The following is a 19,883-nucleotide window of genomic DNA, read 5'->3' as shown; positions in this document are numbered from 1 at the left end:
GGGCCGGTGCCCGCGCTGTAAACCGGACCAGCGCGCCACAGCCGCGCGGGAGAATAGAGCGGTGAGCGCCGACAACTCGACCCTGCCCGAGCGGGTGCGCGCCGAGGCCCGGCACGTCGCGCAGAGCCTTCGCACTTTCGGCCCCGCGCGCGGAAAGCGCTGGCCGCTCGCGCTGCAGGCGGCGCTCGCGATGACGGTGCCGATCGTGGTGCTCGCGGCGCTCGGCTACGACCGGCTGGCGCTGCTGGCGGCGACCGGCGCGTTCACCGTCATCTACGGCGGGTGGCTGCGACCGCGCGAGCGCGCGAGATTCGCCCCGCTCGTCTCTCTGGCGCTTTTCGCGTGTGCGGCCGCGGGCGTGCTCGCCGCGGGCGGCGGCTCGGCCGTGGTGCTCGTCGGCGTGCTCGTGCTGACCGTGGCATCCGCCGCTGCCGTCGGCTGGGTGTCGCTCGGCCCGCCCGGGCCGATCTTCTTCGTGCTCGTCTTCGGCCTGTCGGCGCAGGTGACGGGGTTGCGCGACGGCGTGCGCGCCGTCGATCCCTGGGTCTACCTCGCGGTCGTCGCCGGCTCGTCGGTGTTCGCCTGCCTGCTCGTCGCGGTGCCGCTCGTCATGCCGCGTTACCGCCGCGAGCCGGCGCGGGCGCTGCGCGAACTGTTCCCGCGGCGCTGGGGCGCCGTCGCGCGCACGCTGACCGCCCGCGCCGCGATCGTCGCGGTCGTGGGCGTCGCGGCGGCGGTCATCGTCGATCCCCACCGGTCGTACTGGATCGTCTGCAGCGGCCTCGCCGTGGTGGGCATGCCGGTCGGCCGCCGCGACGCCGCGACGCGTGGCATCCATCGCACCGCCGGCACCTTGGTCGGCGCGGCGCTCTACCTCGTGCTGGCCTTTCTGCCCCTGCCGGTCTGGGCGCTCGGCGTCGTGCTCGGCCTGCTGCAGTTCGCGATCGAACTGGTCGTCGTGCGGCATTACGCGCTCGCGCTCGTGTTCATCACCCCGCTCGTTCTCCTCATCATCGGCGCCGCGACCGGGGATGCCGCCTCGATGCCCCTCGCTTTCGAGCGGGTCGTCGACACTCTCGTCGGCGCCGCCATCGGCACGGCGGCCGCGCTCGCCGTGCGCCTGCGGCTCGACTGAGCGAGCGTCACCCGGCGGCGAGCCGCCCGGGCGCCGCTCGACATACCCGGTATGCATATACTCGAAAATCAGATTCCGGGCCGTGCGCCGGATTCGGGAGCGGAGAAGCGATGTCGGTGCGCCAGAGCCTGTTGGCGATCCTCGATCAGGGGCCGTGCTACGGCTACCAGCTGCGCGCCGAGTTCGACCGCCGCACGGGTTCGACGTGGCCGCTGAACGTCGGCCAGATCTACAACACCCTCGAGCGTCTCGAGCGTGACGGACTCGTCGAAAAGGGCGAGCCGGATGCCGAGGGGCATGTCTACTGGGCCATCACGGCCGCAGGGTCGGCCGAGGTGGCCGGCTGGCTCGCGTCGCCCGTCTCGCGCTCGGGCGGGACGCGCGACGAGCTGGCGATCAAGCTCGCCGTCGCCGCGACCCTGCCGGGGGTCGATGTCGCCGACGTCATCCATGCGCAGCGCGTGGCCTCGCTCGCGCACCTGCACGAGCTGCGCCGCGCGGCCTACCCCGGCGCCGACCCCGACGGCCCCGAAGCGCTCGCCTGGTCGCTCGTCAACGAGTCCATGGTCTTCGCCGCCGAAGCCGAGGTGCGCTTCATCGATCATGCTGCCGGGCGCCTCGCCGCGCGCCCGCGTCACGCGATGGCGCTCGCCCTATCGGGCGACAAGCCCAAGCGCGGGCGCCCCGCGAAGGTCGGCGCGGGCGCCCCGGCGTAGCCCCGCGCGGAGCGGCTCAGTGCCGGTCGATGCTCCGCAGGCGCACGGCACCGACGAGACCCAGCACGAGGAAGAGCGCCGCAACCAGCAGCGACCAGCGCGTCGCCTCGGCGAAACCCGACGCGAGCGCCTGCACCGCGGCATCCGTCTGTGCTCCGAGGCTGCTGGCCGTCCCCTGCGCGCGCAGCTGGGTGATGATCGTGCCCGCCGACACGCGGGTGGTCTCGGCGAGTTGGGTCGCGAGCGGCTCGCTCACCCCGCCGTCGGCCAGCGCGCGCGGCAGAGTCAGCGCGAGCGAGACCGACAGGGCGGCGCCGGCGAGCGCGGTGCCGAGGGCCGAGCCGATCTGGCGCACGGTGGATTGGGTCGCCGATCCCTGTCCGCTGACGGCGACCGGCACGTCGCGCAGCACCGTGCCGGTGAGTTGGGCAGACGCGAGGCCGAGCCCGAGGCCGTAGACGACCAGCGGCACGGCGAGCAGCCACCCCGAGGCCGACGCCGAGACCACGAGCGTCAGGGCGAGCACGCCCACCACCTCGAGAGCCAAGCCGATCATCACGGTGCCGGGGGCGCCGAACCGCGCGGCGAGGTGGCGTGCCGCCGCGCCCGACGCGAACGCGCCGATCGCCATGGCGGCCAGCACGAGACCGGTCTGCATGATCGTCAGTCCGACGGATGCCGTGAGGTACAACGGCAGCACGAAGATCAGCGCGAACTCGCCGACCGCGACCGTCGCCGCGGTGAGGTTTCCCCACGAGAAGGTGCGCAGGCGGAACAGCGACAGGTCGAGCAGGGCATCGCGCTGCACGCGCTCGCGGTGGCGTTCCCACACGACGAACAGGGTGAGCGCGATCACGGCGACCGCGAGGCACACCGGCACGATCGAGACGGCGGCGGTCTTCGGCCACACCCAGCCGCCGATCGAGAAGTCCGCCTTCGGGGTCCACCAGCCGAGGTCGGGCCCTTCGATGATCGCGAAGACGAGCGTGCCGAAGCCGATCGCCGACAGCAGCGCGCCGTCGACGTCGGCGCCGCGGCGAAAGCCCGAGCCGCGCGTCTCGGGCACGACCCACACGCCGAGCGCGAAGATCGCGGCGCCGAGCGGCAGGTTCACCAAGAACACCCACTGCCAGGACGCGTACTGGGTGAGCGCCCCGCCCACGAGCGGGCCGATCGCGGCGGCGCCCGAGATCACGGCCCCCCAGATGCCGAACGCGGCGGCGCGGTAGCGTCCGCGGAACGTGGCGTTCACGGTCGAGAGCGTCGAGGGCATGATCAGTGCGGCGCCCACGGCCTGCGCGGCACGCGCCGAGATGAGCGCGGCGCCCGAGTCGGCGCTCGCCGCCCAGGCGCTCGCCGCGACGAACACGGCGACGCCGAGGAGGAAGAGCCGCTTTCGCCCCCAGCGGTCGGCGAGCTTGCCGGTCGACAGCAGCAGGGCGGCGAGGAGCACCGCGTAGAGGCTCGAGACCCACTGCGCCTCGGTCAGATCGAGGTGCAGATCGCCGATGATGTCGGGCAGGGCGACGCCGACGATCGTGCCGTCGAGCACGATCATGCCGAGCCCCGCGGCGAGCACGCCGAGGGCGATCCAGGCGCGGCGCGGGGGAGCGCCGGCCGCATCGGCGGAGGCGGGCGTCGCGGCAAGAGCTTCAGTCATACTGAAAGTATGCGCCTTCGACGCACAGATGTACAGCCTGAGGTCAGACCTCATTGAACGGATCTCGGATGCGCGCTCCGCCCGCGACCGTTCGGCGGTAGCGTCGGGGCATGACTGCGCTGCTGACCACCCCCGCCGAACTCGATGAGCTGATGCGCAGCGGGCGGGCGCCCGTCGTGCTCGATGTGCGGTGGCGGCTCGGCGGGCCGCACGGCGGCGACGCATATCGCGAGGCGCATATCCCCGGTGCGCTGTTCGCCGACCTCGACGCAGATCTGGCCGCGCACGGCGAGCCGGCCGAGGGACGGCATCCGCTGCCGAGCGCGGCGGCGTTCGAGGCATCCGTTCGTCGCTGGGGGATCGACGACGGCGACACCGTGGTCGTCTACGACGATGCGATGGGGTTCGGACCGGCGCGCGCCTGGTGGATGCTGCGTGACGCCGGGATCGACGCGCGCGTGCTCGACGGCGGCCTGGCCGCCTGGCGTGCCGCGGGACTCCCCGTCGCCTCGGGCGACGAGACGACCGAGCCCGGCACGGCGACCCTGCACCCGGGGCAGCTGCCGCAGCTGACGATCGACGAGGCCGCGGCGCTCGCCGCCGGCGCCGACGGTGTGCTGCTCGACGCCCGCGCGGGGGAGCGGTACCGCGGCGAGACCGAGCCGATCGACCCCCGCGCGGGGCACATTCCGGGGGCGGTGAGCGCGCCGACGACCGAGAACATCGGTCCCGACGGCCGCCTGCGCAGCTCGGCCGACCTGCGCGCCCGCTTCGCCGCGCTCGGCGTCGGCGACGGGCCCGTCGGGGTGTATTGCGGCTCGGGTGTGAGCGCGGCGCAAGAGATTCTGGCGCTCGCCGTCGCGGGCTACGACGCCGCGCTCTACCCCGGATCGTGGAGCCAATGGTCGAACACCCCCGACCGCCCCGTCGCCACCGGCGACCGCCCCTGACCCGCCGCGCGAAGGAGCAGACTGGAACCATGCGAGCTGCCTACATGTACGCGCCCGGCGACGTCCGGGTGATCGACGCCCCCGATCCGCGCATCGAAGAGCCCACCGACGCCCTGCTGCGGCTCGTGCGCACGTGCGTGTGCGGCAGCGACCTGCATCCCTACCACTCGATGAAACCGAACCCGCACGGCGCCTCGATGGGCCACGAATACCTCGGCATCGTCGAAGAGGTGGGCACCGACGTCGCGACCGTGAAACCGGGCGACCTCGTGATCGTGCCCTTCGTGTTCTCGTGCGGCGTCTGCGACTTCTGCCGCGAGGGGCTGCAGACCTCGTGCCGCGTCGCGGGGCTCCGTACACGCCTCGGCTCGGAGGGCGCGCAGGCCGAGCTGCTGCGCGCGCCGCTCGCCGACGGCACGCTCTATCCGGTGAGCGCCGGCGAAGAGCACTACGCCGGTCTTCTCACCCTCAGCGACGTCTACGGCACGGGCTTCCACGCCGCGCTCACGGGCGGCGCCGGTCCGGGAACGACGGTCGCCGTGATCGGCGACGGTGCAGTGGGCCTGCTGGCCGTGCTGTCGGCGCGCGGTCTGGGCGCCGAGCGCATCATCCTGATGGGTCGGCACGAGACGCGCACCGACCTCGGGCGCGAGTTCGGGGCGACCGACGTCGTCGCTGCGCGCGGAGAAGAGGGCATCGACGCGGTGCGCGAGCTGACGCAGGGCGATGGATGCCACGTGGTGCTCGAGGCCGTCGGTCACCTTCCTGCCTTCGAGCAGGCGCTCGGCATCGTCCGCGCCGGCGGACGGATCGCCCGCGTGGGCGTGCCGCAGTACACCGACGGCCCGATCGGCCGCGCGCAGTTCGCGCGGAACGTCACGATCACCGGCGGCGTCGCGCCGGTGCGCGCGTACATCGACCGGCTGCTCCCCGGCATCCTCGACGGCACGGTGCCTGCCGGGCGCGTCTTCGACGTCGAGCTGCCGCTCGACGAGGCGGCCACCGGGTACGAGCTGATGGATCGCCGCGAGGCGCTCAAGGTGATGCTGCGGCCCTGAACCCGGCGCGCGCCCTGGAACATGCGGGTGGCGGCATGCGCGAGGATGAATCCATGACCTCCACGCCCCGCTCCGGCTCGCAGTCCGCACTCCGCTTCGGCGGCTACACGGCAGACGTCGCGAGCATCGGGGCGTCGCTGCGCACTCTGCGGCACGAGGGGCGCGACCTCGTCGTGCCGTTCGACGCCGACGAGGTGCGCCCCGGGTTCCGCGGCGCGATCCTCGCGCCCTGGCCGAATCGCGTCGTCGACGGGCGCTACACGTTCGACGGGCGAGAGTTCGAACTCGCCCTCACCGAACCGCAGCGCGGCCACGCCCTGCACGGGCTCGCCGGGTGGCTCGACTTCGCCGTCGTGGCGCAGGGCGAGGCATCCGTCACCCTCGCCGCCGAGATCGTGCCGCAGACCTCGTACCCGTGGCATCTGCGCGTCGAGACGACGTTCCGCCTGGGCGCCGACGGCCTGACGCAGACCGTGCGCACGCGGAACGTGGGCGTGGAAGCCGCGCCGTTCGGCACCGGCCCGCACCCCTACCTCGTGGCGGGCCCCGCCCCGCTCGACGAGTGGACGTTCGAGTTGCCCGCCGCCCGCGTGCTCGAGGTGACGCCCGATCGCCTCGCGCCCGTCGCGCTGCAGGACGTGGCCGAGCACGACCCCGCCCGCTTCGACTGGCGCGCGCCGCGGGTGCTCGGCGCCGCACAGATCGACCACGCGTACACCGACCTCGACCGGGGCTCAGACGGGGTCGCGACGGTGCGACTGACCGACCCGAGCGGCACCGGCGTGCTGATGTCGTGGGATGCCGCGTGCCCCTGGGTGCAGGTGCACACCGCCGATCTGCCCGGCGGCCCGGCGCAGCCGTTCCACCGTGCGGGCCTCGCGGTCGAGCCGATGACGTGCGCGCCGGATGCCTTCAACGCGAGCCGCTACGGCTTCGCCACCGGTCTCATCTCGCTCGCCGCGGGCGAGGTGGCGGAGGCATCCTGGCGGATCGCCGCGCTGTAGGCCGGGGATCCCGGGTGCCCCGGCCGCCGGGGCAGCGCAAAGGGCCCCGGAGCACTCTCCAAGGCCCTTCACATTCGCCCGGTGAGACCTCACCGAGGGGTATCAGCCCGGCACGGCCGGGGTGACGGTCACTCGTTGTCGCCGCGGAGCTCCGCCTTGACCTCGTTCTTCTTCTCGACCGATTCGCGCTCGGCCTCGGCCTTCTTGACCTCGTGGTCGGCCTTCACCTCGTCGACCTTGTCGCCGATGCGGTCGGCGGTGTCTTCGTAGGCCTCTTTGATCTTGCGGCCGGCCGTCTCAGCGGCGTCTTTCGCATCGTCCAGAAATCCCATGTCGTTTCCTCTCAGCCGGGGAAGTGGTTCACCTTCGACGTTACGAGCTCCCGGCGAGGCCCGGCAAGGGCTTGTCGCGCGGGCGGGCGGCGTGCTAGCAACACGGCCGGTGCCTCACCGCGCCGACGCCAGAGCGCGCCGTGCCTCGCGTCGGCGGAGCGCCGCAGCGCCCGCGTCGAGGTCGGTGGGTTTCGTCGCGCTGACAGAGCTGATGGATGCCCGGGCGAAGTGGCGCGCGAGCACGCGGTTCCAGCGGTTCGAGGGGAGCGAGGGGTGCAGGGCCGCCATGCCGGTGCCGTACTTCGACACCGTCGCGGGGCGATGCCCGCGGCGCCACAGCTCGCGGTCGAGGGCGCCGGCGCGCTGCCCCGACTTGGTCTCGACGATCACCCGGTTCGGAAGTCGCAGCATCCGCCCGCCCTCGCCGGTGCCGGTGAGCCACAAGAGCTCGGTGTCGATCGTGCCGCGGGAGGGTCCGCTGTCATCTGAGGCGGGCAGCAGCAACGTCGTGCGGCGGTAGCGGGTGACGAGCACCGGCACGAGCGCGGTCGCGAGCCCCGCGGCGCCCGGAATGCCGGCGTCGGTCAGCAGTTCGGTCGCATACGACACCGCGTCGTCGTCGAGAGCGTCGGCGGTCGCGTCGAGCGAGACCGGCACGCGCTCCTTGACCGTCGCGGAGCGGGCGCCGCGCGTCTTGACCTCGAGAAAGGCTCCGCCCGAGTCGAGGTAGCTGCGCGCCCGCACCTTGAAGCGGCGGCGCCGACCGTGCACGGCGCCGAAATAGCTGTCGAGGCGGGGGGTGTCGAAGTACTGCGACGCGTAGCGCAGCGAGCGCTCGCCGCCGAGGTCGAGCACACGCGTGCCGGCGGGCAGGGCGTCGATGACGCCGGCGAGGTCGCTCAGCGGCACGAGGTATTTGCGGTCGACGCGGGTCTGCAGCTCGGCCTCGGCGTTCAGTCCCGCGAGGTCGACCGTGTCGAGCAGGCTCAGCGCCTCGAGGGCGTGGTCGGCGTCGTAGGTGCTCATCGTCCCAGTCCCAGCGTCTGAAGGGTCTCGGGGTGGCGGGCGGGAGCCGAGCCGGGGCGCGGGGCCGAGTAGCGCACGTCGACGACGGTGGTGTCGGCGACGAGGTCGATGTTGCGCGTCGTGATGCGGTGCACGGGCGTTCCGAGCAGGTGCTCCACGGCGGCGCGCAGCTCGGTCTCGTCGAGGTAGGCGCGCTCCAGCACGAACTGCTGCTCGCGCGAACGGCGCAGCACGGCGGGGCTGTCGACGATCGCGAGCACGCCGACCACGAGGGTCACGAGCCCGACGCTCAGCCACGTGACCGACGTCGACAGGCCGGCGATGAGGCCGATCGCGAGGGCGGCGAGGTAGTACGACATCTCGCTCTGCTCGATCTCACGCGAGCGCAGCCGGATGATCGACAGCACACCGAACAACCCGAGCCCGAGGCCCGCGCCGACCGCGGTGTCGGTGAGCACCATCGACACGGCGAGCACGCCGACGTTCACGCCCACGAAGGCGACCGCGAGGTCGCGGCGGCGGTGACGGGGGTAGTAGACGGCGAAGGCGAGCACGGCGATGGCGACGAGGTCGAGAGCGACGGCGGCGAGCGGGATCATGAGAACTCCTGGGGTGTTGGTCCGGATTCCCATCTCACGACGTGGCTCTATGCGATTCCTATGATCCGCATCGGGCGCAGTTACGAGTGTGCGGGTCGCGGGTGCTCTACTGTGTGGCCATGAGACTCGCCCCGGATCCTTCGTACGACCAGTTCACGCAGTACTTCGGCGGTGGGGTGGGTGCGGTGCTCGCGCTCACGTATTACGTGCTGCTCGCCGTGGCGATGTGGCGCGTCTTCAGCAAGGCCGGCTACCTCGGCATCCTCGCCTTCATCCCCATCGTCAACTGGTTCATCCAGGTGAAGATCGCCGGATTCTCGGCGTGGTGGGGGCTGTTGGCGCTCATTCCGATCGTGAACGTCGTGTTCACGATCATCGTCGCCGTGCGCATCGGGCGCGGCTTCGGGCACGGGGCGTTCTTCTCGTTCCTGCTGCTGTGGCTCATCGCGCCGGTGGGGTACTTCATCATCGGCCTGAGCTCGGATCGCTATACCCGCCCGGTCTGAGCGCGCCCGCCGTCGCCTCGGTGCGAGGCGGCCTCGCAGGATCGACACGCCTCTTAGGATCGACATGAGGGGGTGTCGTGGCCGGAGAGTGGACGGGGAAGAAGAAGCGCACGCGCACGCGCGATGTCGTGGCCGAGGGTCTGTACATCGCCTCGGCGGCGACCCGGCTGAGCCTCAAGAACACGATCCTCGTGCACATTCTCGCCGACGGCGAGGATTTCGACGCCGAGCGGTACATTCCCGAGGCGCGCGCGGCGCTCGAGACGCTCGCCGCCGAAGCCGAGGCCGACGCGGCGCGCACCGAGCGCGAACGCAAGCGCGCGCGCACGCGCCACTCCGATTCCGACGGCACGCACGACTATCGCAGCCGCGATGTGCGAAACCTGCGGCGCCGCGAGAAGCAGTCGCTGCACGTCGCCACCGAACTGCGCGCACGCGCGGCTGACGACGCAGAACTGCACAAGCTCATCGCGGATGCCCGTGATGCAGTCTGGGCCGAGGTCGCCGGCAACATCGACCGGACGCTCCGCATCGAGGCATCCCGCCCCGATCTCGAACCGGATTACGAGCGCATGCGCGCGGCGCGGATGCAGGCGCTGCGCCTCGTCGACCTGCCGAAGCTGCGCGCGCACCGGCGAACCGTCAAGACGCAGCGGCGCCTGCGCGAGGCGGGGCAGCTGCCCGACATCGAGAGCGACGGCGCCCTCGCGCCCGGCGAGGTCGACCCGGGCGAGTGGGAATGAGCGCCTCGATTCGAACTATCTGCAGGCGTGCGCTAAGCTGATCCACGGCCCTCGCGCAGGTGAAGGCATGCGCCCGTAGCTCAATGGATAGAGCATCTGACTACGGATCAGAAGGTTAGGGGTTCGAGTCCCTTCGGGCGCACACTGTGTTGAGACAGTGACGAAAGCCCCCGGTTCGCCGGGGGCTTTCGTGGTTTCCGGGCAGCGCTGCGCGCCGATGCGCCCGGTCAGCCCGCGATCCCGCTTTCGATCAGCGAAGCGTTCACGAGCCCGCGTTCTCGGTCTGCCTGGTCGAGGTTCGCCCAGCTTGAGTGTCGGTCATCGCCTAGCTGTTCGAGGATCGCGCGGAGCCTGCGCCGGTCGTTGGCGCTCATCGTTTCGTACGCGAGTTCGGAAGGATCTGCGACGCAGGCGAGGAGGACGGCAGCGTCGTCGAGGTGGCGGCCGCGATCGCGGTGGTCCACGAGGTATGCCGCTCCTTTGACGACCAGTGCGCCGAGCTCGTCGGGCACGCCGAGGACGACACGGGCGCCGCCGTTGAAGATCAGCGTGTACACGTCGCGGCGGCGGATGGCCTGCTCGCCGGCGGGCGCGGCGAACGCGGCGCGTTGAGCGAGCCTGGGTCGCATGCGCGAGGGCAGGTGGTCGGCCACCATGATGTCTACCTTGCGGCCGTCGCTGTGCATGAATCGGTAGGCGTGCTGTTCGCTTTCGACGAGGTCGAGCCCGATACGCGCGAGGGTGACCCGGGCCGCGGTCAGAGAGCTGCGATCGGCCCAGTAGTCGACCAGAGCGTCCATATCGTCGGTCGACCGACGCATCATGACGCCTGCCCTCCTGCCGTGGGTTGCGACCATGAGGCCGCCCACGAGTGTGAGGTCTCCCGCGATCCCGGTGGAGGCCACGTCGATAACCGTTTGCCACGCGGGGAGAAGATCGTCATCCCGCATGTCAACCGTCAGTTCGCGGCCAGCCAGGTGTTCCTCAGCTCGTCGAGAGCCCGTAGCCCGCCGCTGCGTTCCCGGGTATCGGTACTGATAGCGAGGTCCGCGGCGATGACTGCGGCCGGCATCGCCTCGCCGTCGTAGGTGACGGGCAGAGTGTTTTCGTAGAGGACATCCTGACCGCTGGTCGAGGCTGCCATGAAGTGCTGACGGGCGTATTCGCCGACGTCGCCGTGACGGACGTAGCCGCAGACCTGGCGCGTGTCGTTCATGAGTCCGATCCGCAGCTGGCCGGCGGCGGCACGGCCGGTCGCGATGAGCTCCTGCCCGGCCTTCGATGCGTTGGCGGCTCGATAGCGGTGTGCGCGAGTGCGCCCTGAGACGGCGCGCGCGAGCTCTTCGGCAGTCCACACGCGCAGTCGCCCGCGTGTTCGCGAAAGGGTGCTGCGGGTCAGCCAAGCGGCATCGAGGCCGCTGAGCTCCCACAACAGACCCCACGCGGTATCGGCATCGAGCGTTCGGCCGCCGCCGCGGCGAGCGGAGGCTTCGTAGCGGAGGACGGAGTCCGCATCTGCCAACCATGCGCCCGACGAGAGCTTGCGCCCGGTGATGGCGCCGTCGGCGAGGAGGTCTACCGCGTGGCGCCGCGAGACGCCGAGCCGACTGGCGAGTTCCGTCGCCGTCAAATCAGACATTGCAGAATACCTCCAAACTTGGAACCATTCTGACACAACCGTATCACGCCGGGGCAGGCTGTTCGAATCGCCGGCCCACCCTCATGTGCCCTGGCCGCTGCCCGCTCAGAGCCGGACGGCGTACCCCGACACGACGATGCCGCCGGCGGCGGGGATGTCGACGATCAGTGTTCCGGGCCGGCCGACGTGCCCGCCCTGGTCGATCACGATGCGCCCAGGCGCCTCGACGGCGCCCAGCTCGCGCAGGTACGCGCCTGTCGACGCGGCCGCCGATCCCGTCGCGGGGTCTTCGGTGATGCGCCCGACCGGAAAGATGTTGCGGGCGGCGAAGCGATCGGGGCCCGTGCGGTGAATGATCGTGATCGTCGCGGGCCAGCCGCGTGCATCGAGCAGCGTGCGTGCCGCGGCGGGGTCGAACCCGAACCCGTCGAAGGCGGCGCGGTCTGCGAGCGCGACGACCGGGTGCGGGTTGCCCGCGTGCGACAGGCGCGGGGGAAGGTCGGGATCGAGCGCGTCGAGGTCGAGGCCGAGAAGCTCGAGGATCGCCGCCGTGTCGGCCGGGGGCAGCTCGCTCACGACGGGGTCGATGCTCGTGAAGGTGGCACGGATGCCGGTGTCGTCAGAACTCACGTCGATCGACACCTCGCCCGCGGCGGTCGAGAAGCGGATGGCCTCGTCTGCGGCGACGAGTCCGCGCTCGGCGAGAGCGATGGCCGTCGCGACGGTCGCATGCCCGCAGAAAGGCATCTCGGCGACGGGGGAGAAGTACCGCACGGCGACGGCGCCATCGCCCGTCGCGCCCGTGACGAAGGCCGTCTCGGCATCGTCGACGTCGATCGCGATCTGCTGCATCTCGGCATCGGTCAGCGTCGCCGCGTCGAGCACGACGCCGGCCGGGTTTCCGCCGCCGGGCTGGGTGGTGAAGGCGGCGTAGCGGAGGATGTCGGGCGCTGTCATGCCCTCAGCGTATGGTGGCTCAAGCGGCGTGAGAGCAGTCCACTTCGCGACCGCTGGTATGCCGGGTCGCGAGGTGCCCGCCGAAACTTCCACTCGGAGGTTTCTTGCGATAGCGTCGTCTCACCGCCCCACGACGCGGCGGTCTACGACGACGTACCGAAGGAACACCCATGACTCTGCCCGAGGCATCCGTTCAGCTCTACACTCTGCGCGACGCGTTCGCGGCCGACCCGCAGGGCTCGCTCGACAAGCTCGCGGCGATCGGCTACCGCAAGGTCGAGGCGTTCGACTTCGTCGGTCGCCCCGCCGAGATCCGCGCCGCGCTGGATGCCTCGGGTCTCGCTTCTCCCACCGGCCACGCGCCCCTGCTCACCGACGAGCTGTGGACGCCGGACGGCTCGATCCCCACCCCCGCACCCGAGGTGGTCTTCGACGCGGCCGTGCAGCTCGGCATGCAGACCGTCATCGACCCCTTCGTCGCACCCGAGCGCTGGCTCACCGAAGAGGGCGTCGCCGGCATCGCCGACCGCCTCAACGCCCTCGTCGACGTCGCGGCCGGGTTCGGCCTGTCGGTCGGCTACCACAACCACGCGCAGGAGTTCATCGCGACGTTCGGCGGCGTCTCGGCGTACGAGCGGTTCGTCGAGCTGACCGACCCGCGCGTGCAGCTCGAGCTCGACCTCTTCTGGGCGCTCACCGGCGGGCAGGACGTTCCCGCACTCGTCGCGCGCCTGGGCGACCGCCTGACCGCCGTGCACGTGAAAGACGGCATCGTGCCGGCGGTGAACCCGTGGGCACCCGAGGCCGCTGCGCTCGGCGGATCGGGCGAGCTCGACCAGCGCCGCCCCGGCGACGGCGACGTCGCGCTGGCCGACGCGCTGCGCGCAGGCAGCGCGATCCGCTACGCCGTCGTCGAGTACGACAACGCGCCCGGAGACGTGTTCGCCGACGTGGCCGCGTCGCTGGCGTTCCTCAAGGACGGCGGGTTCGTCGCGTGAGCGCCTCGGCCAAGGGCGGTCCGCTCGGCGTCGGCATCATCGGCACCGGCGTCATCAGCCAGACCTACCTCGAGAACCTGACCTCGTTCCCCGACGTCGCCGTCGTCGCGGTCGGCGACCTGATGCCCGAGCGCGCCCAGGCCAAGGCCGAAGAGTTCGGCATCCCGTCGTGGGGCACCGCCGACGACGTGCTCGCGAACCCCGACGTCGACCTCGTCGTGAACCTCACCATCCCGGCCGTGCACGTCGAGGTCTCGCGCGCCGCGGTCGCTGCGGGAAAGCACGTGTGGACCGAGAAGCCCATCGGCCTCGACCGCGAGTCGACGCGCGAGCTGCTCGCGGCGGCCGAGGCCGCGGGTGTGCGCATCGGGTCGGCGCCCGACACGCTCCTCGGCCCGGGGTTCCAGACCGCCAAGCGCGCCATCCAAGACGGCGTGATCGGCACGCCGCTGTTCGTGCAGACGATCTTCCAGACGCAGGGGCCGGATGCCTGGCATCCCGAACCCGCGTTCCTTTTCGCGAACGGCGCCGGGCCGCTGCTTGACATGGGCCCGTACTACTTCTCGGCGCTCGTCAGCCTGCTCGGGCCGATCGACGCCGTGACGGCGCGCGGGTCGCGGCCGCAGCTCGAGCGCACGATCCGCTCGGGCCCGCGTGCCGGCGAGACGTTCCCCGTCGAGGTGCCCTCGACCGTGCAGGTTCTGACGTCGTTCGCCGGCGGCCAGCACGGCACGCACCTGCTGAGCTTCGATTCGGCGCTCGAGCGTGCAGGCGTCGTCGAGATCCACGGCTCGGAGGGCACGATCGTGCTGCCCGACCCGAACATGTTCACCGGCCGCATCGCGTACGTGAAGCCGCTGGGCTCGATCAGCGACGCCGACCGCGACGGACAGCAGTGGATCGAGATCGAGCCGGTCGGACCGGTGACCGGCCGCGGCATCGGCGTGCTCGACATGGCCCGCGCGATCTCCGAGGGCCGCCCGCACATCGCGACCGGCGAGCTCGGCTACCACGTGCTCGACGTCATGCTCTCGGCGCAGGAATCGGCCGCCGACGGCCAGACCCGCACGATCGAGTCGACCGTGGCGCCCGTCCCGCTGCTGCCGGACGGCTTCGACCCCTTCGCCGAGACGCTCTGACCTGCGTCCCCGCCGGGGCTGAGGCCTCGGCGGGGCTCGAGTCGCTTGTGTGGGGGCGTCGGCAGGGAAAATCGCTGTCGTGGCCCTCGGCGAGGCGTGGAGAGCATGGTTTTCCCTGCTGTCGCCCCCCCGCTCATGCCCGTGCCCGGCGGAGACAGGCTCCGCCTCGGCGGCGGGCCGGCGCGGCGTTATCGCGGGTACGGCTAGGGTCCAGGTGACGCACGTCGACGAAGGGAACGCCAGATGGATGCCAGGAACATCAGACGCCTCGCCGCGCTCGCCGCGGGGGTGCTGCTCGCTGGTGCGCTGAGCGCGTGCGCCGGCACCGGCTCATCGGACTCGTCCGACGCCGTCATCGCGCCGGTGTCGGTCGCGCTGTCGGAGGTCGGCGGCACGACGGTGACGGTGCAGGTCGGGAACGCCGTCAACCTGACCGGCGACGACGAGACCTTCGCCGACTGGACCGCCGACATCGACGACCCCGACGTGGTCTCGTTCGTGGCCGGTCGCACCGACGGCACCGCCACGTTCAACCCGGGCCTGAAAGCGCTCGAAGAGGGCGACTCCGACGTGACGCTGACCAACAGCTCGACCGGCCAGTCCGTGTCGTTCGAGGTCGAGGTCACCGCGCGCTGAGAGCGCCCGCCCGGGGGCTACGAGTCGAAGCCCAACCCCGCGGCATCCAGCGTCTTCAGCAGCAGATCCCGCCGGCCCTCGCGGTGGTCGGCGCGGTCGAGCGACCGCCGCGTCAGGTTGATGCCGATCGCGGCGGCGGGCTCCGGCGGGAACGGCAGCGGACGGCGTCGCACCATCTCGAGGTTCGTCCGCTCGGTGTCGGCACGGTCGAGCAGGTCGAGCATCACGTTGCCCGCGAAGCGCGTCGACCCGACGCCGAGCCCCGTGAACCCCGCCGCATACGCCACCCGGCCGCCGCGAGCGGTGCCGAAGAACGCCGTGAACTGCGTCGACGTGTCGATCGCCCCCGCCCACTGGTGCGAGAACCGCAGCCCTTCGAGTTGCGGGAACGTCGTGAAGAAGTGGCTCGCGAGCCGCCGCCACGCCTCGGGCCGGTTCTCGTAGCGCGGATCGACGCGGCGCCCGTAGTGGTAGACGGCGTCGTACCCGCCGAACAGAATCCGCCCGTCGCGCGTCGGTCGGTAGTAGTGGAACTGGTTCGCCAGGTCGCCGATGCCCTGCCGGTCGCGCCACCCGATCTCAGCCCACTGCGCGTCGCTCAGCGGCTCGGTCATCAGGACATAGTCGTAGACCGGCACCGTCATGAGCCGGTTGCGTCGCAGCAGCGACGGGAAGACGTTCGTCGCCAGCACCGCCTGCCGCGCCTCGACCCAGCCGCCCGGCGTCACGACCCTCACCCCGTGCACTCCCTCGTCGAGCGACGTGACGTGCGAGCGCTCGAAGATCTGCACCCCGCGCTCTTCGCACGCGCGGGCGAGCTCCGCGGCGAGCCGGGCGGGGTGCACGAGCGCACTCGTGTGCTTCTCCCACACTCCGGCGAGGTACGTCGGCGAGTTCACCGCCGCACGCATCGACAGCTCATCGAGCCACACCACGCCGGGATCGTTCGCCGCCTCGTCGCGCCAGTCGGCGAGCCATTCGAGCTGATGGTCCTCGACCGCGGGCGCCAGCTGGCCGGTGCGCTCGAACTGCACGTCGAGACCCAGGGACGACACGGCCGCTTCGATCTCGTCGAGGTTCGCGAGCCCCAGCCGGTCGAGCTCGTCGATCTCGCGCGGCCACCGGCGCGCACCGTTCTCGCGCCCGTGTGTCAGGCTCGCCTCGCAGAACCCGCCGTTGCGCCCCGATGCCGCCCAGCCCACGCGCTGCGCCTCGACGATGACCACGCGCCGGCCCGGGTCGCGCAGCTTCGCCAGCAGCGCCGTCCACAGCCCGGTGTAGCCCCCGCCGACGACGACCAGATCGGCTCGCACGACTCCGCGCAGCGGCGGCCGGTCGGGCTTCAGTGACGCCGGCAGGTCGTGGGTCCAGAAGACGCCCGTGCGGGTGCCGGCGAGGCTGTGATCGACGACGGATGCCGCGGGCGCAAGCCGCTCGAAGACGGTGGTTCCCACGCAGCTCACGTCCATCCGGGTCGCCGGTTCAGGGGGCCGGCGCGGCCACCCTCGCGCTCATTCAATACGGCGGGGCCGCGCGCGTGCAAGGGAGATGCACCCGCGCGGCCCCGACACCGCATGAGAGAGGTCAGTCCGCGAGTGCGAACCCGCCCGTCCAGCCGATCTTCTCGCCCACCGCGAGGGTGAGCTGCAAGAAGCCGAGCGCCTCGAGCTCGTGCGCGCGGGCCAGCGACCCGGCATCCACCGCCTTCAGCCCACCGGCCTGCACCGCCGCGACGAGGGCGGCCTTGGCGTCGGCGTCGTCACCGGCGACGAGCACGGTGGTCGGTGCGCCGCCGACGGTGCCGGATGCCAGGGTCGCGGCGAAGTTCGTGTTGAACGCCTTCAGCACGCGCGCCTCGGGCAGGCGCGCCTGCAGCTCTGCCGCCGCCGAGCTGCCGACCGGCACGACGAGGGCGTCGAAGGTGGCGAAGTCGAGCGGGTTGGTGATGTCGACCACCGTCTTGCCGGCGAGCTGGTCGCCGTAGGTGTCGGCGATGACCGCGAGCGCCGGGTAGGGCACGGCGAGCGCGACGATGTCGCCGGCGATCTGCGTCGAGGTATCGGCGCTGCCGATGTGCTGGATGTCGGCGCCGCCACGCGCGAGCACACCGGCGATCGCCTGGCCCATGGTGCCGTTTCCGAAGATGGTGATGGTGGTCATGACCCGTCCTTTCGAAGAGGAGAGCAGGATGTTTGTACCTGCAACTATCGGAGCACAACCTGTTTGTTGCGACAACTATTCCTAGACTGGTCGAATGGATGCCACCCGGTTCTACACCGACGACGAGCTGGACACCTGGATCCCGGTCGCAGCCCTCCTCGAACTGCTACCGCGCGAGCTCGACGCACAGCTGCTGCGCGACGCCGACCTCACCCACTTCGACTACTTCGCCCTGTCGGTGCTCACGAACGCCCCCGGCCACCGCCTGCAGATGAAGCAGCTCGCGTCGATGACGAACGCGACCATGCCGCGCCTCTCGCACGTCGTCAGCCGCCTCGAACGGCGCGGGCTCGTCGCGCGCGAACCGAACGCCGCCGACGCCCGCGGCGTCGACGTCGTCATCACGCCCGAGGGGCGCCGCGTCGTGCTGCAGGCGACACCGGGTCACGTCGCGACCGTGCGCGGCCTCGTGCTCGACGCGCTCGATGACCGTCAGCGCGAGCAGCTGCGCGAGATCGCCGCCGCCGTGCTCGCGCGCATCGACCCCGACGGCCGCATGGCCGCCAGCCGCCCGCGCACGGGAAGGCTCGCCGCCAGCGCGACCGCAACGCCGGACGTTGTCGAGTCCCCCGCAGCGGCCCCCGTCCCGGCTCCCGTCCCTACAGCGGAGTGACCCGCAGCCACACGAAACCGTGCGGGCGCAGCACAATCCCGTCGGCCAGATCGATGTCGCTGTCGTGCACGAGGTCGAATGCCTCGCGCTCGAAGCCCGAGAGGGTGAGCTGGTCGATCTGCACCTCGGCGTCGCCGACGTTCGCCAGCACCAGCACCGTGGCATCCGCCCCCGGCCGCTGGTACCCGACGACGGACGGATGCGGCGTGCGGAACCCGATCAGCGCGTTGCCGGCGAACTCGGGCGACTGCTGACGCACCGAGACGAGCTTCGTCAGCCGCCGGAACACCCGCCCCGAGGGCGTCGTCACGTCGTCGCGCAGCGCGTAGCGGTCGCGCGGCCGGTTGCCGCGGTGCACCCATCGGCTGTCGCCCCGGCGCAGCGGGTCGTCGGTGTACGAATAGTCGTTGAGCTGTGCGACCTCGTCGCCGAGGTAGAGGAGCGGGATGCCACCCGTCGACAGCGCCAGGGCGTGCGCCAGCACGACACGGTCTTCGCCGGCCGGGTCGCCCGCCTCGATGCCGGCGAGCGAGGCCGTCGTGCCGGTGACGCGCGCGTCACCGGTGGCGGGGTTCTCTTGAAAGGCCACCCCGCGCGCGAACGAGCCGTCGTGACGCCCCGTGTAGAAGCGGTTCAAGAACTGCCGGTGCCCGAATGCGTCGATGCCGAGCGCCCCGGCATCCTCATCGGCGAAGGTCCACCCGACGTCGTCGTGCGAACGCACGTAATTCACCCACGCCGTGCCTTCGGGCAGGGCGTGGCGGTGCTCCAGGGCGTCTTGCAGCAGGCGCCCGTCGCGCGTCGCGAGGGCCTCCCAGGTGAGCGCCATCTGCAGCGGGTTGTACGACAGCTGGCACTCGCCGGGCGAGATGTAGGTCACGACCTCGTCGGGGTGCACGATGGCCTCCGACTTGAACACCATGCCGGGGGCGGCGAGGGCGAGCACCGCGTTGAACGCCCGAAGAAGCAGGTGCGCCTCGGGCAGCGACTCGCACGAGGTGCCGAGCCTCTTCCAGATGAACGCGACCGCGTCCATCCGCAGCACTTCGACGCCCTGGTTCGCGAGGAACAGCATCTCCCCGGCCATCGCACGGAACACCGCGGGGTTCGCGTAGTTGAGGTCCCATTGGTAGTGGTAGAACGTCGACCAGATCCAGCGGCCGTCCTCGAGCTGCACGAACGAGCCCGGGTGGTCGTCGGGAAAGATCTCGCGCGTGGTCAGCTCGTAGGCATCCGGCATCTCGCGATCGGGGAAGATCAGGTAGAAATCCTCGAACCCGTCTTCGCCCGCGACCGCCTTCTGCGCCCACTCGTGCTCGTTGCTCGTGTGGTTGAAGATGAAGTCGAGAACGAGCGAGATGCCCGCCGTACGCAGGTCGGCCGCGAGTTCGGTCAGCTGCGCCATCGTGCCGAGGCTCGGGTTCACGCGGCGATAGCTCGACACCGCGTAGCCGCCGTCGTTGTCGCCCTCGGGCGCGTCGAACAGCGGCATGAGGTGCAGGTAGGTGAGCCCCAGCTCGCGGAAGTACGGGATCTGCTCGCGGATGCCTTCGAGGTTGCCCGCATACCGGTCGACGTAGCAGACGCCGCCCAGCATCCGCTCCGACTCGAACCAGCCGGGCTCCGCCTCGCGCTGCGCGTCGCGCACCTTCAGCTCGAGGGGCCGCGTGTTCCATGCGGTGGATGCCGCGGCCACCGTCTCGGCGAGCTGCTGCTGCCCATCGGGGCGCGCGCCGTAGAGCTCGGCGAAGAAGCCGTGCAGTCGGGGGAACTGGACGTCGAATCGGGCGAGGAATGCATCGTCGACGCGCCCCGCAGCCTTGGCGGCATCGAGCGCCGCGACGCGGTCGATCTCGAGCGAGGTCAGTGCGGTCATGAGGGCTCCTTCCGCCTGTCGCTGGCCTGTGTCTCAGCCTAGGGCCGGGCTCTGCAAACGGGCACCAGGCGCTCGC

At 71.4% G+C, this 19,883-nt stretch carries 21 protein-coding genes and 1 tRNA gene; 12 read left to right on the top strand and 10 right to left on the bottom strand.

The window, feature by feature from the left end:
- Positions 1–61 precede the first annotated feature (61 nt).
- Both G3N18_RS16465 and G3N18_RS08335 read left to right on the top strand, forming a co-directional pair.
- A complete protein-coding gene (locus tag G3N18_RS16465) occupies positions 62–1,135 on the top strand; it encodes an FUSC family protein (RefSeq protein WP_196383836.1) in 1,074 nt (357 codons plus the stop codon).
- A gap of 110 nt (positions 1,136–1,245) precedes the next feature.
- The gene (locus G3N18_RS08335) at positions 1,246–1,851 is read left to right on the top strand and encodes a PadR family transcriptional regulator (RefSeq protein WP_196383835.1); all 606 of its coding nucleotides are present in this window, start codon (positions 1,246–1,248) and stop codon (positions 1,849–1,851) included.
- Between the two features lie 16 nt (positions 1,852–1,867).
- On the opposite strand, the gene G3N18_RS08330 is transcribed toward G3N18_RS08335, so the two are convergent.
- Positions 1,868–3,511: an MFS transporter gene (locus tag G3N18_RS08330; RefSeq protein WP_196383834.1), complete on the bottom strand. Its 1,644-nt coding sequence runs from the start codon at positions 3,509–3,511 to the stop codon at positions 1,868–1,870.
- Between the two features lie 110 nt (positions 3,512–3,621).
- Here G3N18_RS08330 and G3N18_RS08325 point away from each other — a divergent pair, with 110 nt between their 5' ends.
- From G3N18_RS08325 to G3N18_RS08315, 3 genes are read left to right on the top strand one after another with little or no spacing between them, the layout of a single operon-like run.
- On the top strand, positions 3,622–4,461 hold the full coding sequence (locus G3N18_RS08325; RefSeq protein WP_196383833.1) for a sulfurtransferase: 840 nt from the start codon (positions 3,622–3,624) through the stop codon (positions 4,459–4,461).
- Positions 4,462–4,490: 29 nt separating this feature from the next.
- Complete coding sequence (locus G3N18_RS08320; RefSeq protein WP_196383832.1) at positions 4,491–5,519, top strand: zinc-binding dehydrogenase; 1,029 nt, start codon at positions 4,491–4,493, stop codon at positions 5,517–5,519.
- Between the two features lie 53 nt (positions 5,520–5,572).
- A complete protein-coding gene (locus tag G3N18_RS08315) occupies positions 5,573–6,523 on the top strand; it encodes an aldose 1-epimerase family protein (RefSeq protein WP_230404032.1) in 951 nt (316 codons plus the stop codon).
- Positions 6,524–6,651: 128 nt separating this feature from the next.
- Here G3N18_RS08315 and G3N18_RS08310 read toward each other — a convergent pair whose 3' ends face one another.
- The 3 genes from G3N18_RS08310 to G3N18_RS08300 all read right to left on the bottom strand — a co-directional run bounded on the left by G3N18_RS08310 (position 6,652) and on the right by G3N18_RS08300 (position 8,480).
- Positions 6,652–6,855, bottom strand: a complete 204-nt coding sequence (locus tag G3N18_RS08310; protein ID WP_196383830.1) for a hypothetical protein — start codon at positions 6,853–6,855, stop codon at positions 6,652–6,654.
- A gap of 114 nt (positions 6,856–6,969) precedes the next feature.
- Positions 6,970–7,881: a polyphosphate polymerase domain-containing protein gene (locus G3N18_RS08305; protein WP_196383829.1), complete on the bottom strand. Its 912-nt coding sequence runs from the start codon at positions 7,879–7,881 to the stop codon at positions 6,970–6,972.
- Entirely contained in the window at positions 7,878–8,480 is a 603-nt protein-coding gene (locus G3N18_RS08300; protein WP_196383828.1) for a DUF4956 domain-containing protein, read from the bottom strand. Before G3N18_RS08300 ends, G3N18_RS08305 begins: the two co-directional genes overlap by 4 nt.
- A gap of 119 nt (positions 8,481–8,599) precedes the next feature.
- On the opposite strand from G3N18_RS08300, the gene G3N18_RS08295 reads away from it, so the two are divergent.
- From G3N18_RS08295 to G3N18_RS08285, 3 genes are all read left to right on the top strand, one after another.
- Positions 8,600–8,986, top strand: a complete 387-nt coding sequence (locus G3N18_RS08295) for a DUF5684 domain-containing protein (RefSeq protein WP_196383827.1) — start codon at positions 8,600–8,602, stop codon at positions 8,984–8,986.
- 77 nt (positions 8,987–9,063) lie between these two features.
- Positions 9,064–9,729 (top strand): asparagine synthase, encoded by a 666-nt coding sequence (locus G3N18_RS08290; RefSeq protein ID WP_196383826.1) that lies wholly within the window; start codon positions 9,064–9,066, stop codon positions 9,727–9,729.
- A gap of 69 nt (positions 9,730–9,798) precedes the next feature.
- Positions 9,799–9,871: transfer RNA gene (locus tag G3N18_RS08285), tRNA-Arg, on the top strand.
- An 85-nt stretch (positions 9,872–9,956) separates the two neighbouring features.
- Here G3N18_RS08285 and G3N18_RS08280 read toward each other — a convergent pair.
- The 3 genes from G3N18_RS08280 to G3N18_RS08270 form a co-directional block, all read right to left on the bottom strand.
- Positions 9,957–10,634: a hypothetical protein gene (locus G3N18_RS08280; protein WP_196383825.1), complete on the bottom strand. Its 678-nt coding sequence runs from the start codon at positions 10,632–10,634 to the stop codon at positions 9,957–9,959.
- A 53-nt stretch (positions 10,635–10,687) separates the two neighbouring features.
- On the bottom strand, positions 10,688–11,368 hold the full coding sequence (locus G3N18_RS08275; protein ID WP_196383824.1) for a hypothetical protein: 681 nt from the start codon (positions 11,366–11,368) through the stop codon (positions 10,688–10,690).
- Between the two features lie 105 nt (positions 11,369–11,473).
- A complete protein-coding gene (locus G3N18_RS08270; protein WP_196383823.1) occupies positions 11,474–12,325 on the bottom strand; it encodes a PhzF family phenazine biosynthesis protein in 852 nt (283 codons plus the stop codon).
- A 170-nt stretch (positions 12,326–12,495) separates the two neighbouring features.
- Between G3N18_RS08270 and G3N18_RS08265 the strand changes: the two genes are divergently transcribed.
- The 3 genes from G3N18_RS08265 to G3N18_RS08255 all read left to right on the top strand — a co-directional run bounded on the left by G3N18_RS08265 (position 12,496) and on the right by G3N18_RS08255 (position 15,098).
- A complete protein-coding gene (locus G3N18_RS08265; RefSeq protein ID WP_196383822.1) occupies positions 12,496–13,323 on the top strand; it encodes a sugar phosphate isomerase/epimerase family protein in 828 nt (275 codons plus the stop codon).
- Complete coding sequence (locus G3N18_RS08260) at positions 13,320–14,462, top strand: Gfo/Idh/MocA family oxidoreductase (protein ID WP_196383821.1); 1,143 nt, start codon at positions 13,320–13,322, stop codon at positions 14,460–14,462. Before G3N18_RS08265 ends, G3N18_RS08260 begins: the two co-directional genes overlap by 4 nt.
- 243 nt (positions 14,463–14,705) lie before the next feature.
- Entirely contained in the window at positions 14,706–15,098 is a 393-nt protein-coding gene (locus G3N18_RS08255) for a hypothetical protein (RefSeq protein ID WP_196383820.1), read from the top strand.
- A gap of 17 nt (positions 15,099–15,115) precedes the next feature.
- Here the strand turns inward: G3N18_RS08255 and G3N18_RS08250 are convergent, their stop codons facing one another.
- Both G3N18_RS08250 and G3N18_RS08245 read right to left on the bottom strand, forming a co-directional pair.
- Entirely contained in the window at positions 15,116–16,552 is a 1,437-nt protein-coding gene (locus G3N18_RS08250; RefSeq protein ID WP_196383819.1) for an FAD-dependent oxidoreductase, read from the bottom strand.
- A gap of 130 nt (positions 16,553–16,682) precedes the next feature.
- Entirely contained in the window at positions 16,683–17,258 is a 576-nt protein-coding gene (locus G3N18_RS08245) for an NADPH-dependent F420 reductase (RefSeq protein WP_196383818.1), read from the bottom strand.
- Positions 17,259–17,352: 94 nt separating this feature from the next.
- Between G3N18_RS08245 and G3N18_RS08240 the strand changes: the two genes are divergently transcribed.
- Positions 17,353–17,931, top strand: coding sequence for a MarR family winged helix-turn-helix transcriptional regulator (locus tag G3N18_RS08240; protein ID WP_196383817.1), 579 nt, complete (start codon positions 17,353–17,355; stop codon positions 17,929–17,931).
- Here G3N18_RS08240 and G3N18_RS08235 read toward each other — a convergent pair.
- Positions 17,918–19,807 (bottom strand): alpha-amylase family protein, encoded by a 1,890-nt coding sequence (locus tag G3N18_RS08235; protein WP_196383816.1) that lies wholly within the window; start codon positions 19,805–19,807, stop codon positions 17,918–17,920. The genes G3N18_RS08240 and G3N18_RS08235 overlap by 14 nt on opposite strands.
- Positions 19,808–19,883 lie beyond the last annotated feature (76 nt).

The sequence above is a fragment of the Microbacterium paulum genome, from assembly GCF_015707995.1.
Taxonomy (GTDB): domain Bacteria; phylum Actinomycetota; class Actinomycetes; order Actinomycetales; family Microbacteriaceae; genus Microbacterium; species Microbacterium paulum.
Note: the sequence above shows the minus strand (reverse complement) of the source record. Positions and strands in the feature narration are given on the sequence as shown.